At 74.9% G+C, this 16,193-nt stretch carries 10 protein-coding genes; 6 read left to right on the forward strand and 4 right to left on the reverse strand.

The genetic code is table 11. The annotated features are described in order from the left end of the window. Positions 1-180: 180 nt before the first annotated feature. Positions 181-741: a MarR family winged helix-turn-helix transcriptional regulator gene (locus ACJ6WD_RS32960; RefSeq protein ID WP_233660410.1), complete on the reverse strand. Its 561-nt coding sequence runs from the start codon at positions 739-741 to the stop codon at positions 181-183. 208 nt (positions 742-949) lie between these two features. On the opposite strand from ACJ6WD_RS32960, the gene ACJ6WD_RS32965 reads away from it, so the two are divergent. Continuing rightward, positions 950-2,239 carry an MFS transporter gene (locus ACJ6WD_RS32965; RefSeq protein WP_233660417.1) on the forward strand — a complete coding sequence of 430 codons (1,290 nt, stop codon included), beginning with the start codon at positions 950-952 and terminating at the stop codon, positions 2,237-2,239. Positions 2,240-2,302: 63 nt separating this feature from the next. Here ACJ6WD_RS32965 and ACJ6WD_RS32970 read toward each other — a convergent pair whose 3' ends face one another. Both ACJ6WD_RS32970 and ACJ6WD_RS32975 read right to left on the reverse strand, forming a co-directional pair. Then, on the reverse strand, positions 2,303-4,069 hold the full coding sequence (locus ACJ6WD_RS32970; RefSeq protein ID WP_233660408.1) for a SpoIIE family protein phosphatase: 1,767 nt from the start codon (positions 4,067-4,069) through the stop codon (positions 2,303-2,305). Positions 4,070-4,364: 295 nt separating this feature from the next. After that, positions 4,365-5,729, reverse strand: a complete 1,365-nt coding sequence (locus tag ACJ6WD_RS32975; protein ID WP_045788427.1) for an NAD(P)/FAD-dependent oxidoreductase — start codon at positions 5,727-5,729, stop codon at positions 4,365-4,367. Positions 5,730-6,226: 497 nt separating this feature from the next. Between ACJ6WD_RS32975 and ACJ6WD_RS32980 the strand changes: the two genes are divergently transcribed. After that, entirely contained in the window at positions 6,227-6,976 is a 750-nt protein-coding gene (locus ACJ6WD_RS32980; protein WP_233660406.1) for a TetR/AcrR family transcriptional regulator, read from the forward strand. 246 nt (positions 6,977-7,222) lie between these two features. After that, complete coding sequence (locus ACJ6WD_RS32985; RefSeq protein ID WP_376559113.1) at positions 7,223-9,163, forward strand: sigma-70 family RNA polymerase sigma factor; 1,941 nt, start codon at positions 7,223-7,225, stop codon at positions 9,161-9,163. 196 nt (positions 9,164-9,359) lie between these two features. On the opposite strand, the gene ACJ6WD_RS32990 is transcribed toward ACJ6WD_RS32985, so the two are convergent. Beyond that, entirely contained in the window at positions 9,360-11,432 is a 2,073-nt protein-coding gene (locus ACJ6WD_RS32990) for an asparagine synthase-related protein (protein WP_407617111.1), read from the reverse strand. Between the two features lie 704 nt (positions 11,433-12,136). Between ACJ6WD_RS32990 and ACJ6WD_RS32995 the strand changes: the two genes are divergently transcribed. The 3 genes from ACJ6WD_RS32995 to trmB all read left to right on the forward strand — a co-directional run bounded on the left by ACJ6WD_RS32995 (position 12,137) and on the right by trmB (position 16,134). Next, positions 12,137-13,585: an MFS transporter gene (locus ACJ6WD_RS32995; RefSeq protein ID WP_233660402.1), complete on the forward strand. Its 1,449-nt coding sequence runs from the start codon at positions 12,137-12,139 to the stop codon at positions 13,583-13,585. A gap of 272 nt (positions 13,586-13,857) precedes the next feature. Further along, entirely contained in the window at positions 13,858-15,105 is a 1,248-nt protein-coding gene (gene lhgO, locus ACJ6WD_RS33000; RefSeq protein ID WP_331248373.1) for an L-2-hydroxyglutarate oxidase, read from the forward strand. 174 nt (positions 15,106-15,279) lie between these two features. Beyond that, positions 15,280-16,134: a tRNA (guanosine(46)-N7)-methyltransferase TrmB gene (trmB, locus tag ACJ6WD_RS33005; RefSeq protein ID WP_407617112.1), complete on the forward strand. Its 855-nt coding sequence runs from the start codon at positions 15,280-15,282 to the stop codon at positions 16,132-16,134. The last annotated feature ends 59 nt before the right edge of the window (positions 16,135-16,193 follow it).

Genomic DNA, 16,193 nt, shown 5'->3' on the forward strand with positions numbered 1-16,193 from the left:
TTCCTCGGTGACGCCTAATCAGACGCCCGGAATGAATTTCGGCATGCGAAATTCGATCCCGTTGAGGAGCCGTGCAGTAGTGAGGTGCCGCGATGCGGCGGGATGGCTACCGCAGAACCGTTACGGCTCGTTGGCAACTCGGAGAACACTACGGATCGAGGAAGGGCGTGTCAAACCGGGTCAGTCGAGGTCGCTGAGGCGGCCGTCGGCGTCCGGCTGGGCGTCCTCCACGCGGCGCAGCAGGCGGGTCAGGGCGTCGCCGAGGATGCGGCGTTCGTCGCCGGAGAGGTCCTGGAGGAGCTCCTCCTCGAAGACCGAGGCCATGCGCATCGCCTCCAACCACTTCTCGCGGCCCTCGTGGGTCAGTTCGACGATGACGCGGACGCGGTTGTTCTCGTCGCGCTCGCGGGTGACCAGGCCGTCGCTCGCCATGCGGTCGATGCGGTGGGTCATGGCGGCCGGCGTGAGACCGAGGCGCTTGGCGAGTTCGCCGGGGCCCAGGCGGTAGGGCGCACCGGAGACCACGAGGGCCTTGAGGACCTCCCATTCGGCGTTGCTCATGCCGAGGGTGGAGGTCTGGCGTCCGTAGGCGACGTTCATCCGCCGGTTGAGGCGCTGGAGTGCGGAGACGACCTTCTCCACCTGGGGGTCGAGGTCCTGGAACTCGCGCTGGTAGGCCGCGATCTGTTCCTCCAGGCTCGGCTCGGAGGCTCCGGCCGCCGCATCTGAGGGCTCTGGCATGCGGCGCAGTATGACACGAAAGTCATTGGCGTTGAAGTTCTTCGTCATGTAGTCTTTAGCTTCGAACTTTAGAGTTGAAGTCTTGAGGGTGTGACTGTCCGGTCTCGGACGTCCGGGGCGTCCGGGGTGTTGTGGACGCCGCCTCGACTCGGCTCGGGGGGTTCCTGTCTCTTATTCGTCTTCTGTGACCTGACCTAGGTAGGTGAGTGTGACCACCGCGATGGGCGCTGCGCTGCGCCGGATCCAGCTGGGGAACGCGCTGAGCGCGTTCGGCAACGGCTTCACCGTCCCGTATCTGTACGTCTACGTGGCGGAGGTGCGGCATCTTGGTGCGAGTACGGCTGGTGCGGTGCTGGCGATGCTGGCGATCTCCGCGCTGGTCGTGCTGCCGCTGACCGGACGGGCCATCGACCGTCGGGGGCCGCTGCCGGTCGCCGTGGTCGGCACGGTGTCGGCCGCCGTCGGTTCGCTGGGCATCGGCCTGTCGTCGACGGAGCCGGCGGTCATCGCGTCGGCGGTGGCGCTGGGGGCCGGTATCGCGGTGATCCAGCCGGCGCTCGCCACGATGATCGTGTGGTGCTCGACGACGGCGACCCGGTCGCGGGCGTTCGCCACGCAGTTCTTCCTCAACAACCTGGGGCTGGGCATCGGCGGCCTGGTCGGTGGCCAGCTGGTGGACACGACGCAGGCGTCGAGCTTCGTGCGGCTGTTCGCCATCGAGGCCGTGATGTTCCTGGTGCTGGGCGCGGCGATCGCGACCGTGCGGCTGCCGCGGGCGCCGAAGGTGGAGGACGCGGTGCCGACCGAGGAGCGTGCCAAGGGCGCTTGGCGGGCGATGTTCGGCGACCGGCGCATGGTGTGGCTGTGCGTGCTGGGCTTCGTGTTGTTCTTCGCCTGCTACGGGCAGTTCGAGTCGGGGCTCGCGGCGTACGCCACGGAGGTCACCCGGATCGCGCCGGCGACGCTGGGCATCGCGCTGGCGGCCAACACCGCGGCGATCGTGGTGGCGCAGTTCGTGGTGCTGAAGCTGGTCGAGCGTCGGCGTCGGAGCCGGGTGATGGCGCTGGTGGGCCTGATCTGGACGGTGGCGTGGATGGCCGCCGGGCTGTCCGGGCTGGTGCACGGGAGCCAGGTGGTGGCCACGGTGCTGCTGATCTCCACGTACGCGTTGTTCGGCATAGGCGAGTCGCTGCTGTCGCCGACGGTGTCGCCGCTGGTGGCGGATCTGGCGCCGGCGTCGCTGATCGGCCAGTACAACTCGGCGTTCGCGCTGGTCAAGCAGATGGCGCTGGCGGTCGGTCCCGCCGTGGGGGCACTGATGATCGGGCACGGGATGCACGTCGCGTACATCGCGATGCTGATCGTGTGCGCGGTCGGGATCTCGGTGCTGGCGCTGCGGCTGGGGCGGATGCTCAGCCCGGCCCAGGACCAGCCGCACCGTGCCGTGACCCTGCCCCCGCAGCGGGTGGGGGCCGAACCGGTGGCCGCGGGCGTCTGAGGTCAGGTCCGGGGCGACGTCCGCTCTTGGGCGGGGCGTCGCCCCGTTCGCCCTGCCCCGGTGCTAGCCCCGGGGCAGGGCGAACTCGCACCAGACCGCCTTGCCGCCGCCGGGTGTGCGGCGCGAGCCCCAGGAGGAGGCGATGGTGGCGACGATGGAGATGCCGCGGCCGGCCTCGTCGACGGGCTCGGCGCGCCGGCGGCGGGGCAGGTGGTCGTCGCCGTCGGTGACCTCGATGATCAGGCGGCGGTCGGTGCGGCGCAGGCGCAGCCGCATCGGCGGGGTGCCGTGCTGGAGGGAGTTGGCGACGAGTTCGCTGGCGGCCAGCACGCCGAGGTCGTGGAGTTCCGGGGAGAAGCGCCAGGAGGCGAGGACGCCGGAGGCGAAGGCCCGGGCGCGGGGTGCCGCCTCGGTGCCGCCGTGGAGTTCCAGGGCGGCGTTGTGGAACAGCTCGGCGTCGTGTCCGGTGCGGACCGGGTTCTGGATGACCAGGATGGCGACGTCGTCGTCGTGGGCGGCGGTGATGCCCAGGGAGCGCAGCAGCCGGTCGCAGACGATGTCGGGGGCGCCGGTGGCGCCGGCGAAGGCGCGCTCCAGGGAGGCGACGCCGTCGTCGATGTCCTTGTCGCGGCGTTCGACGAGGCCGTCCGTATAGAGGACGGCGCTGCTGCCGGGGCTGAGCGGGACGGAGCCGGAGGTGTGCAGCCAGCCACCGGTGCCCAGCGGTGGGCCGGTGGGTTCGCCGGCGCGGCGGACGGCGCCGTCGGCGTCGCGGACGAGCATCGGCAGGTGGCCGGCCGAGGCGTAGACCAAGCGGCCCTCGTTGGGGTCGTGGACGGCGTAGACGCAGGTGGCGATCTGGCTGGCGTCGATCTCGGCGGCGAGGCCGTCGAGGAGTTGGAGGACCTCGTGGGGCGGGAGGTCCAGGCGGGCGTAGGCGCGGACGGCGGTGCGGAGCTGGCCCATGACGGCGGCGGCGCGCACGCCGCGGCCCATGACGTCGCCGATGACCAGGGCGGTGCGGCCGGCGCCGAGGGTGATGACGTCGTACCAGTCGCCGCCGACCGCGGCGTCCGTGCCGCCGGGTTGGTAGGTGGCGGCGACGATCAGGTCGTCGGGCTGTTCCAGTTCCTGGGGCAGGAGCGAGCGCTGGAGGGTGACCGCGGCGGCGCGCTGGCGGGCCTCGCTGGCGCGGAGCCGTTCGGCGGACTCGATCTGGTCGGTGACCTCGGCGCCGAAGACCAGGACGCCCTTGTGCGGGGCGACGCAGGCGACCTCCGGATCGGGTGCCGGGCCGCTGGCGGCGACCTCGATGGGGGTGCAGGTGAAGGTGTAGTAGCCGTCGCGGGTGCGGTCGCCGCCGGCGCCGGCCGGGACCTTGCGGGACTTCACGGTGCGCGGTTTGCCGCTGCGCAGGACCTGGTCCATCAGGGGCAGCAGGCCGAGTTCGGCGAGTTCGGGCAGGGCCTCGCGGGCGGTGCGGCCGGCCGGGCGGGGGCCGAAGACGCCGGCGTAGGCGCTGTTGACGTAGGCGAGGCGGTGCTCGGGGCCGTAGACGACGGCGACCAGGGCCGGGATGGTGCCGAGGATGTCGTGGACGGAGAGCGCGTCGACGGTGGGCGGCGCGGCGGGCGGGGCGTCTTCTCCGGTGGGGCCCTCGGCACGGGCGGCGGGGACGGTGCCGGGCTGGCCGGCCGGTGCGTCGCCGGCGGGTGCGGGCGCGGCGGAGTGTGCCGTGGGCCCCGAGGGCGGGGTGACGGGGCGGTCGGGCCGGGCGGCGGTGCGCCGCTGCGTGCCCGGGAACTTGGCGCTCCAGCGCGTGAAGATCACGGAGGGGTACCTCTTACTTCGCGTCGTCGCGCGGGGTCGGGCCATCGGCGTGGGGGAACGCCCCGTGGCATGGCGGGGAGCACGGTCGGCTTCCTCTGGCGGAATGCAGCAAACGTCCTGAATCCTCGTGATTGTCACTCTTCGCAGATACGAGCCCACCCATGGTCACACGTCCAGTGTGGCCGACCGGACGGTCATCCGTCAGACGCCGGGCGTCGGGGCGTAGTTGCCGGCGTTCGAAGGGGCCGGGCGGACCGGTCGGGCCGGGGGCCAACGTCCCTGGTGGAGCGGCCGGTCAGCTGGTTTCGTTGTGCCGGCCGGTGCCCGCGGCGAGTTCGAATTCGGCGCGCGGGTTCTCCAGTGAGCCGAGGGAGACGATCTCGCGCTTGAACAGACCGGCGAGGATCCACTCGGCGAGGATCTTGGCCTTGCGGTTGAAGGTGGGCACCCGGCTGAGGTGGTAGGCGCGGTGCATGAACCACGCCGGGTAGCCCTTGAGCTTGCGGCCGTAGACGTGCGCGACGCCCTTGTGGAGGCCGAGCGAGGCCACCGATCCGACGTACTTGTGCGCGTAGTCGCGGACCTCGCCGCCGCGCAGGGTCGCGGTGATGTTCTCGGCGAGGACCTTGGCCTGGCGCACGGCGTGCTGGGCGTTCGGGGCGCACACGGCGCCCGGGGCGTCGGGGGCGGCGGACGGCGGGGCCGTCAGGTCCGGGACGGCCGCGGCGTCCCCGGCGGACCAGGCGTGGTCCACGCCGTCCACCCGGAGCGCGGCGGTGCACCGGAGGCGGCCGTGGTCGGTCAGCGGCAGTTTGCTGGCGGCCACGATGGGGTGCGCTTTGACGCCGGCGGTCCACACCAGCGTCCTGCTGGGGAAGCGGGAGCCGTCGCTGAGCCGGACGATGCGCTTCTCGCAGGACTCCAGGCGGGTCTCCAGCCGGACGTCGATGTTGCGGGCGCGCAGTTCGCGGACGGTGTAGCGGCCCATGTCGGCGCCGACTTCGGGCAGGATCCGGCCGCTGGCCTCGACCAGGATCCATTTCATGTCCTCGGGCTGGACGTTGTGGTAGTAGCGGACGGCGTAGCGGGCCATGTCCTCCAGTTCGGCCAGGGCTTCCACGCCGGCGTAGCCGCCGCCGACGAAGACGAAGGTCAGTGCCGCGTCGCGGACCTCGGGGTCGCGGGTGGAGGAGGCGATGTCGAGCTGTTCGAGGACGTGGTTGCGCAGGCCGATGGCTTCCTCGACGGTCTTGAAGCCGATCCCGACGTCGGCCAGCCCGGGGACGGGGAGGGTGCGGGAGACCGATCCCGGGGCGAGGACCAGTTCGTCGTAGGGCAGCACGACGTCGGCGTCGCCGGCCTGCTCCGCGGCCAGGGTGGCGACGGTCGCGGTGCGCTCGGTGTGGTCGATGGCGGTGATCTCGCCGATGAGGACGGTGCAGTGCGGCAGGACCCGGCGCAGCGGGACGACGACGTGGCGCGGGGAGATGGAGCCGGCGGCGGCCTCGGGCAGGAACGGCTGGTAGGTCATGTACGGCTCGGGGTCGACCACGACGATCTCGACGGTGCCCTGGCGCAGCTCCTGCTTGAGCGTCCGTTGCAGGTGCAGGGCGGTGTACAGGCCCACGTAGCCACCGCCGACCACGAGAATGCGCGCCATGTCGTCCGAAGACTCAGTCTTCACAGAGGTTCTCCTCGCGGTGTCGACCAGGCCGGGGCGCCACCGAGCGGGTGGCCGGGCCGGCGGCGCGGCCACCTTCGGGCGCTGTGCCCCCGGAAAGCACAGCACTGTTCCATGACGCACTGCCGACACGCCTTTGTCCACAGGCAGGTCGAAAAGTATGTCCGGAACGAGTGGTGGTGCGGAGTGGGACATTCCGGCCGAGCGGTGCGAAGTACGCTGGTCAGGCGGAGGTCGGCACCGGGTGAGGGGAAGGGTGAGCAGGGCGGATCGGGTCGATTAGGCCGATCGGGGGCACGGTGTACGGAGGGCCCCTTCAATCTTGACGTGGGCTCAACTATGTTCGTATGTCGTCGGGGTGCACCCTTTCGTCGGGTCGCCCCGGCCGTCAGGGCGGGGAGTCTCCGGGGGGAGACGTCATTACCGGGGGATCACTTATGCACATTCAGGGCTCTCAATGGCCGACGGCGGTCGCGATGACCGCTGCTTCCGACGGCGTCAACGGCGCCACCGGCACGGGCGCGGTGACCAGCGCCAACGGCCGGAGCACACCACTGCGGGTGGACGCCCAGCGCAATCTGGAACACGTACTGCGGGCGGCCCGTGAGGTCTTCGGCGAGCTGGGCTACGGCGCGCCGATGGAGGACGTGGCGCGGCGCGCCCGGGTCGGCGTCGGTACGGTCTACCGCCGCTTCCCGAGCAAGGACGTGCTGGTCCGGCGGATAGCCGAGGAGGAGACCTCCCGGCTGACCGAGCAGGCACGGGCCGCGCTGGGGCAGGAGGACGACCCGTGGTCGGCGCTGGCGCGGTTCCTGCGCACGTCGGTCGCCTCGGGGGCCGGACGGCTGCTGCCGCCGGGCATCCTGCGACTGGGTCCGGGCGAGGAGCTGGTCCCGGACGGCCCGGTCGAACCGCGGCTGCCGGAGGGCGGCACCGAGGCACGGGTGCCGTTGCAGCGGATGGCGCCGGGCGAGGCGGAGGTGCCGCGGCCGGGCGCCGAGAGCGAGGAGACGCCCGGCGCGCAGGCGCTGCTGGAGGTCGTCGGACGGCTGGTGGAGCGGGCCCGGACGGCGGGTGCGCTGCGGCCGGACGTCACGGTCTCCGACGTACTGCTGGTGATCGCCACGGGTGCGCCGGCGCTGCCCGATCCGGGACAGCAGCAGGCGGCCTCGGCGCGACTGCTGGAGATCCTGCTGGAAGGGCTGCGGTCGCGCCCCTTGACATGACCGGCGGTGGCCGGTTCCGCCGGGCCTTGGGTGGAGCCGGCGCCGAGGGGCCCGGGTGGGCGCGGCGGGCCGGTGACGGTCCTGCGCGCGTGGGCGACCCGGTGGGCGGGCATGAGCCATACGGGTGAACGCCAGTGCGGTCGCCCCCGGATGAGTGGTTGCCCACCTGAGCCCTGAGGCTTGGGCCACGGGTGTGGCACGCTTGCGCGGTGTTGCGGTGTGACGGCGGGTTCGGGAGTCTCGGCGATGGGTGTTGACGGGCGGGACGAGCGGCGCGGCGAGAGCGCGGGACGCCCGCCGGAGCAGGTGCCGGGACAGACCGGGCCGTTGGGGGCGACGCCGCCGGCCGGCGACCTGGAGGGTGCCGGGCCCAGCGTGCCGGCGCAGCGTCGGCGCTCCGGGGCGCAGCCGCCGTCGGACGCCGCGGACGTCACCGCGGCGACGGATGCGGACGCCCAGCCGGCCTCGTCCGACGCCGAGTTGGTCGCCGCGATGCGGGCCGGCGACGACAGCGCCTACGAGGAGCTGTACCGCCGGCACGCCGAGGCGGTGCGCCGCTACGCCCGCGGTTGCTGCCGGGACGCCCACACCGCCGAGGACCTGACCGGTGAGGTCTTCGCGCGCACCCTGCAGGCGGTGCGGGGCGGGGCCGGGCCGGATTCGGCGGTGCGCGCCTATTTGCTGACGACCGTGCGGCGGGTCGCCGCGGCCTGGGCGAAGACCGCGCGGCGGGAGCAGTTGGTCGAGGACTTCGCGGTGTTCGCGGTGTCGGTGGCCGGCTCGTCGCGGGACGACGACACCCTGGATCTGGGCGCGGACGTGCGGGCGATGCACGAGGCCGAGCAGACGATGGCGGTGCAGGCGTTCCGCAGTCTGCCGGAGCGCTACCAGACGGTGCTGTGGCACACCACCATCGAGGACGAGTCGCCGAGCGAGGTCGCGCCGCTGCTCGGGCTGACCGCCAACGCCACCGCCGTGCTGGCGCACCGCGCCCGCGAAGGGCTCAAGCAGGCGTACTTGCAGGCGCACGTGAGCCAGTCGCTGACCTCGGGCGGCGACTGCGCGCGCTACGCCGACCGGCTCGGTGCGTACGCCCGCGGCGGGCTGCGGATGCGGGCCGAGCGGGGGCTGCGCAAGCACCTGGAGGCGTGCGCCCGGTGCCGCGGGGCGGCGCTGGAGGTCGCGGACCTCAACCAGCGGATCGGGGCGGTGCTGCCGGTCGCGGTCATCGGCTGGTTCGCGGCCGGGTACGCCGTCAAGGGTGCCGTCGCGGTGGCCGGGGTCACCGGTGCCGGAGCGGCGGCGGGTGCCGGGGTGGCCGCGGCCGCCGCGGGGGCCGGTGCCGGTGCGGGCGCCTCGGGCGGTGCCGGCGGCACGACCGCGGGCGGGGGGCTGGCCGCGCCGGTGAAGGTCGGCGTGGGGGCCGGAGTGGTGGTCGTGGCGGGTGCGGCGCTGGCGTTCGCGCTGGCCGGCTCGCCGCAGCCGGATCCGCGGCCGCGGGCGCAACCGCAGCGGCCGGCGCCGACGGTGCCCGCCCCGCAGCCGTCGCACACCCCGCGCCCCCCGGTGAGTGCGCCGGGGGCGAAGCCGACCCCGCCTCCCCCACCGAAGCCGACCCCGGCGCCGCCCCGGCCGACGCCCACACCCTCGCCGACCCCGACGCCCACGCCCACCCCGGCACCGCCCAAGCCGACGCCCACACCCACGCCGACCCCGACCCCGACGCCCACCCCCACACCGCCGATCCCCCCGTCGACGCCCTATCAGGTCAACGCGCTGTCCTACGACTTCGCCGGTGACGGCACCAAGCCGGAGGTCCGGGCCCTCGACAGCAGTTGGATGTGGAAGCGGAAGCACCCCAGCATCGGCGGGACGGCCTACCCGCACGGGGTGAGCGTGCACGCCGAGTCGTCGGTGGTCATCGACCTCAACCGGCAGTGCACCGCCTACGACGCGGTGGCCGGCGTCGACGACCTCGGCCTGGGGCTGGGTGCGCTGCGCTTCTCCGTGTACGCGGACGGGGTCCGGCTGTGGCGGTCGGTGGTCGTGCACGGCGGGGAGCCGGCGGTGCCGGTGCACGTCCCGTTGACGGGCCGCAAGACGCTGCGCCTGGTGGTCGAGCCGGAGGGCGTGGGTGACCTGGTGGCGATGGGGGACTGGGCGCGGTCGCAGATCAGTTGCCGGTGAGGGCGGCGGCCCGGGGCCGCTGAGGGCGCCGGGCCGGGGCGCCGGCTTGCGGCCCGTTCCTCCGGCGCGTGGGGGTTCCGGCGCGCCGTGGGGCGCGCCGTTCCGCCGGGCGCAGCGGGCGACGGCCGTGCGCCGACCGGCCGCCCCGTGCGGGAGGCCGCCGTTTCGTCGCGTGCCTCAGGAGCCGCCGGGCGGCTCAGGAGAGCCGGGCGCGCGGCACGCCGCCGGCCAGGGCCCGCTGCCGCGGTGCTTCGGCGCCCGTCCAGCAGGAGCCGCGGCGGGCCAGGAGCCGGCGCAACCACATTTCCGTGGAGACGAGTTCGGCCAGGCCGTCCAAGGGCAGCGGAGCGCCCTCGGCCGCGGTGCGGAGCGCCTTGCGGACCACCCGGGCCTCTATCAGGCCGGCGTCGGCGAGCAGGGGCGCGTCGAAGAGTTGGAGCAGCCAGTCGACCGTGACGCGCAGTCCGGCGCGGGCCGCGGCGGTGTGGGGGTGGTGCGCGGCGGCGCCCCACCCGGCCGGCAGGTCCCGCACGCCGGCGCCGGCCAGGACGGAGCGCAGCACGGCCGCCCGGGCGCCGGGCTGTACCCGGAGGGTGTCCGGCAGGGCGCGGCAGGCGAGCACCACCTGGTTGTCGAGGAAGGGGGCGTGCAGGCGCTGGTTGCGGACCTCGGCGGCCTGCTCGAAGATCCGGTGGTCGGCGGCCTGGCGGGCCAGTGCGGCGCGGGCCCGCCGTTCGCCGGGGCGGCCGGCGGCCGGCGAACGGCGCGCCGCGTCCCCGAGCCGGACCGACACTTCGGCGAGCGCCTCCCCCGTGAGCCAGCGGGCCGCCGGCCCCGGGCGGCACCAGGCGAGCGCGGCCAGGGAGGCGTCCACCGCGCCGCCGACCACCGGTTCGTCGGCGAACTGCCGCTCCATCAGGCGGCGGGCGGCCTCGGCGATCCCGGTGGCGTAGGGGGTGCGGGCGAGCTTGCGGGCGGCCCGGTAGACGGTGAACGGGACCAGGACGGAGTGCGCGGATGAGCCGTCGGCCCTGGCCAGTGCGGTGACCGGGCGCAGCAGGTGGCGTCGGCGGCGGTCCATCAGCAGGTCGGCGAGGCGGGCCGGGTGGGCGTCGAGGACGTGGCGGGCGCCGTTCCCGACGAAGTGGTCGGCGCCGCCGGCCAGCAGGCGCCGGCGGTGCCGGCCGGCGAGGGTCAGCGAGGGGCCGGGCTCGTCCGTGAGCGGGAGGACGTCCAGGCCGGTGAACGGGAGGGCCTCGTCGCCGGCCGCGACGACGACGTGGTGCAGCCGGGGGTTGTCGGCGATCCCGCGGGCGCGGTCCAGTTCCGCCTCGTGCTGGGCCCGGCTCCCGTGGGCGGCGAGGTCGTTGAAGGTGACGGCCAGCAGGCGCTCGCCGTGGCCGTTGATCCGTCCCGGCTGGCCGGGGAGGCCGGCGGCGAGGAGGGCGAGCGTGCCGGAGGCGCTGCCGCCGGAGAGGTCGGCGCCGATGCCGGGGGCCGGGCCGCCGCGCGCCGCGCGCCGTTCCGCGGGGCCCATGCCGGGCACCGGGCCGGGGTCGAGCCGGTCGAGCCCGTCCGGGTCGGGGGCGAAGCGGGGGGCCGCCAACCGGGCCCGGACGGCCTCCACCAGGGCCTCGCGGACGCCGTCGACGGCTTGTTCCGGGGCGAGTTGGGGGGCGGCGACGGCCAGGGAGGCGGGCGGCTCGTAGGAGGCGATCTCGCTGCTGCCGGTGCGCAGCACCAGCGCGTGGCCGGGCGGGATCCGGCGGACGCCGTCGTACGGGGTGCCGGTGCCCAGCGCCTCGGGGGCGTCCGGGCAGGCCAGCAGGGCGGCGAGGTGGCCGACGTCGAGGCTGGCCTCGACGAGGTCGGCGAGCGGCAGGGCGGCGGTGGCGTACGCGGTCCCGCCGGCCCACCGGGTGTGGAAGACGGGGCGGGCGCCGGCCAGGTCCCCGGTGATGGTGATCCGGCGTCCCACCTGGACGACGGCGGTGTAGCTGCCCGGCCAGGCCGTGAGGTGGCGCAGGGCGCCCCCGCGGGCGGCGAACAGGCCCACCTTCAGTTGGTCGTCGGTGGCGCCGCAGACCCCGAAGACGGCGAGCCGGGTCTCCGGGTCGGCCTGGACGACGCGCACCTCGTGGGGGCGCCAGTCGCCCACCGCCCAGAGGGGATCGGGGTCGCCCCACAGGAGTTGGGCTCCTACGGGCAGCAGCGACCGGCACTCCTTGTTGGTGGTCGCGGCACTGCTCCACCCCACCAGCCAGCGCATCGCCGCCTCCGCCCGCTTCCCCGTCCGCCAGGGTGGCCGGTGACCGCCCCGTACAGCCGGTCCCCCAGCTGTCGTGCGGTCCATGCTGCCATGGCGGTGGCCTGCGGGAGGCGCCCGAGGAGGCCCGGGTCGCGGTGGCGCGGCGGGCCGCCCTGCCCGGTGGCGCGGCGGCGGTGCGGCGCCCTCGGGGCGGGGCGGGGCGGACGGCGACGGCCCCGGGTGGCCCCCCGTGTGGCCCCCGGGGCGGCCGACGGCGTGAAAGCATCACCCGTCGGTTTTCAGCCAAAGTCCTTACGGGGCAACCGAGTTGGCGCCCGTGACGTCGCCCCGGACCCGGCACCGCCGTGGCGCGGCGGCCGGACGTCGCCGGTCCCCGCGACGGTCCGGGAAGCGGGCTGCGCCTCCCGGACCGGACCGCCACCCGCGGGGAATGAGGTGGCGGTGTCCCCCAGCCCACTGGATCCAGTGCAGCGGGCCGACCCACGCAGAACTCATCGAAGCGCGGGGGCCGTTCAGGAGCCAGCGCGCACGGACGGGCGCATGGGCACACGTACCCGGAGCACATGCCAATTCCCGCACCCCCGTTTGAACACGAATCTCGCCATCCAAGACACCGACCCTTAACGGTAGGGATCCGGCGAACTACTCTGGGTGGACGCATGCCCCGGGGTACGGGGCGGCTGTCGCTGTGTCGAGGGGTGCGCATGTCCAGGGATACACGCGGGCCGAACGAAAAGCTCGGCACCGTTCTCGCCCTCGCGGGGATCAGCAATGCCGGACTGGCGCGCCGGGTCAACGACCTGGGTGCGCAGCGCGGCCTGACGCTTCGCTACGACAAGACGTCGGTGGCCCGCTGGGTCTCCAAGGGCATGGTGCCCCAGGGCGCCGCGCCCCATCTGATCGCGTCGGCGATCGGCAGCAAGCTCGGGCGCCCGGTGCCGCTGCACGAGATCGGGCTGGCCGACGCCGATCCGGCGCCCGAAGTGGGGCTGGCCTTCCCGCGCGACGTGGGCGCGGCGGTGCGCTCGGCGACCGAGCTGTACCGTCTCGATCTCGCCGGACGGCGCGGCAGCGGCGGCGGCATCTGGCAGAGCCTGGCCGGATCCTTCGCCGTCAGCGCGTACGCGACCCCCGCCTCCCGGTGGCTGATATCGCCGGCGGACAGTTCGGTGGCACGGGAGGCGGCCGAGGCGCGGGACAGGGACGCCGCGGCCGCGGGCGACGCGGGGGCCCCGCAGCACGTCGGCCACAGCGACGTCACCAAGCTGCGCGAGGCGGCCGAGGACGCCCGGCGCTGGGACTCCAAGTACGGTGGCGGCGACTGGCGTTCGTCCATGGTGCCGGAGTGCCTCCGGGTGGACGCGGCACCGCTGCTGCTCGCCTCGTACAGCGACGAGGTGGGGCGCGCGCTCTTCGGCGCGACGTCCGAACTCACCCGGCTCGCCGGCTGGATGGCCTTCGACACCGGCCAGCAGGAGGCCGCCCAGCGGTACTACATCCAGGCGCTGCGCCTGGCCCGGGCCGCCGCCGACGTCCCCCTGGGCGGGTACGTGCTGGCGTCGATGTCCCTCCAGGCGACCTACCGCGGGTTCGCCGACGAGGGCGTCGACCTGGCCCAGGCGGCCCTGGAGCGCAACCGCGGCCTGGCCACCGCCCGCACCATGAGCTTCTTCCGCCTGGTGGAGGCGCGGGCCCAGGCCAAGGCCGGGGAGGCGCGCGCCTGCGAGGTGGCGCTGAAGGCGTCCGAGGGCTGGCTGGAGCGCTCCCGCAGCGGCGATCCGGACCCGTCCTGGCTGGACTTCTACTCCTACGAGCGCTTCGCCGCCGACGCCGCCGAGTGCTACCGGGACCTGCGGCTGCCCCGCCAGGTGCGCCGCTTCACCGAGCAGGCGCTGTCCCGGCCGACGGAGGAGTTCGTCCGCTCGCACGGGCTGCGCCTCGTGGTGTCGGCCGTCGCCGAACTGGAGTCCGGCAATCTGGACGCGGCCTGCGCCGCCGGCACCCGTGCCGTCGAGGTGGCGGGCCGGATCTCCTCGGCCCGCACCACCGAGTACGTCCGTGACCTGCTGCACCGCCTGGAGCCGTACGGGGACGAGCCCCGCGTGGTCGAACTCCGCGAGCGGGCCCGGCCGTTGCTGGCGGCTCCGGCGTAGGGGCGGGGCGCGAGCCGAACGGCGGGGCCGGCGGGAGGGCGCGGGTCCGGGTGGTGGCGGGCCGGTGCAGCGGCCGTCGGGGGTGCCCCGCCTCGGGTTCGTCACCGCAGGTTCGTCTCTGTGGGTTCGTCGCCGCAGGTCAGACAGGTCGGTGCGGATTCAGGTCAGTGCGGGTTGTCGGTGCGGCGCGTCATGATGGACTACGTCGTCGGCGAGGACGCGCCGGCCCGCGGCGACGGGCGGGTCGGCGGTCATGCGGTTGGGGAGGTGCAGTGGCGGCGTACGACTGCGACGTGCTGGTGATCGGTGCCGGGATCGTGGGGCTCTCCACGGCCCGGGCCCTGACCCGCGCCGCGCCCGGCATGCGCGTCGTGGTGCTGGAGAAGGAGCCCGCTGCGGCCCGCCACCAGACCGGGCGCAACAGCGGCGTGATCCACAGCGGCATCTACTACCCACCGGGCTCGTTGAAGGCGCGCTTCGCCCTCCAGGGGGCGGCGGAAATGGTCAAGTTCTGCACCGCGCACGCCATTCCGCACGAGGTCACCGGCAAGCTGATCGTCGCCACCGAGCGCAGCGAGCTGCCGCGACTGCACGGCCTGATCCAGCGCGGCCGCGAGCACGGACTGCCGGTCCGGGAGCTGGGCCCGGCCCAGATCGCGGAGCACGAGCCCGAGGTGCGCGGGCTGGCCGCCATCCACGTGGGCACCACCGGCATCTGCGACTTCGGCGCGGTGGCCCGGCAGCTGGGCCGGCTCGCCGAGGAGGACGGCGCCCGCGTCGTGCTCGGCGAGGAGGTCACCGCCATCGGCCGCCGCCCGGGCCGGGTCGCGGTCCGCACCGCCGGCGGCACGGTCTACCGCGCCCGCGCGCTGGTCAACTGCGCCGGTCTGCACTGCGACCGGGTGGCGCGGCTGGCGGGCGACGACCCGGGCATGCGGATCGTCCCGTTCCGCGGCGAGTACTACACCCTCGCCCCGGAGCGCGCCGCCCTGGTCCGCGGCCTGGTCTACCCGGTCCCCGACCCGGCCTTCCCGTTCCTGGGCGTGCACCTGACCCGGGGCGTCGACGGCTCCGTCCACATCGGGCCGAACGCCGTGCCCGCGCTGGCCCGCGAGGGCTACGACTGGCGCACGGTCCGGCCCGCCGAGCTCGCCGGGACCCTCGCCTTCCCCGGTTCCTGGCGGATAGCCCGCCGCCACTGGCGCTACGGCGCGGGCGAGCTCCACCGCTCGCTGTCCCGCGGCGCCTTCACGGACGCGGTCCGCCGGCTGCTGCCCGCCGCCCGGGAGGAGGACCTGCTGCCGGCGCCGGCCGGGGTCCGCGCACAGGCCGTCCTCCCCGACGGCACCCTCGTCGACGACTTCCTCTTCGCCGAGTCCCCCGGCATGATCCACGTCCTCAACGCCCCGTCCCCGGCCGCCACCGCCTCCCTCCCGATCGGCCGGGAAGTGGCCCGGCGGGTGACCCGGCTGCTGGGCCTCCCGGCCCGGGAGGTGGGCGGCGAGGGCTCCGGGGAGTGAGGGCGCCGGTCGGCGGCGGGCCCGGGCCGGGTCCAGCGGGCCCGCGACGACTGCCGCCCTCCCCGCGGACTGGCCCTGACCTGGAGTTCGACCGGTCGACGGAGTTCGGGCCCGGGCCGGCCCGGCGGCGACGGTGCCGGCCGCGGCGGCGTCGTCCGTAGAATCGGACGCACTGTGTCCGAGAACCCCGCCACCCCTGAGACCGCCGCCGACGACGTGACGGCCGCGCACGCCCCGGTGACCGCCGCCCCGCCCACGCGCCCGCTCGGTGCCACCGCCGCCTCGGCCGCCGTGCCCCGGCGCGGTGCCCCGATGTTCCCCGACGGGACGGGGCCGGCCGCCGATCCCGCCGGCTCGCACCACGAGCGGCGGATCCGCTCCTTCCAGCCCCGCCGCAGCCGCGTCACCGCCTCCCAGGCCGAGGCGCTGCGGCGGCTGTGGCCGACGTGGGGCATGGACATCGACGGGCTCTCCCGCCTCGACCTCGACGCGTTCTTCGGCGGGCTGCCGGTCGTCCTGGAGATCGGCTTCGGGATGGGCGAGGCCACCGCGCAGATGGCCGCCGCCGACCCGGGCACCGGCATCCTCGGCTGCGACGTGCACACCCCCGGCCAGGGCAATCTGCTCCGTCTCGCGGAGCGCAACGGCCTGTCCAACGTCCGGGTGGCCAACGGTGACGCGATCATCCTGCTGCGGGAGATGCTGGCCCCCGGCTCCCTCGCCGGCCTGCGGGTGTACTTCCCGGACCCCTGGCCCAAGAAGCGGCACCACAAGCGCCGGCTGATCCAGCCGGAGTTCGTGGCGCTGGCCGCGACCCGGCTCGCGCCCGGCGCACTGGTGCACTGCGCGACCGACTGGGAGCCGTACGCCGAGCAGATGCTGGAGGTGCTCTCCGCCGAGCCGGCGCTGGAGAACCTGCACTCCGGGTACGCGCCCCGGCCGGAGTTCCGGCCGCTGACCAGGTTCGAGGGACAGGGCCTGGACAAGGGGCACACCGTCCACGACCTGCTGTTCCGCCGCCGGGGCTGAGGCCGCGGCCCCGGGGCGCCGGCCCGGCCCGCCCGCGGGCACCCCGGTCCGCGTGTTCC

Origin of the sequence: Streptomyces sp. VTCC 41912 (genome assembly GCF_045799175.1) — a bacterium.
Lineage (GTDB): Bacteria > Actinomycetota > Actinomycetes > Streptomycetales > Streptomycetaceae > Streptomyces > Streptomyces albulus_C.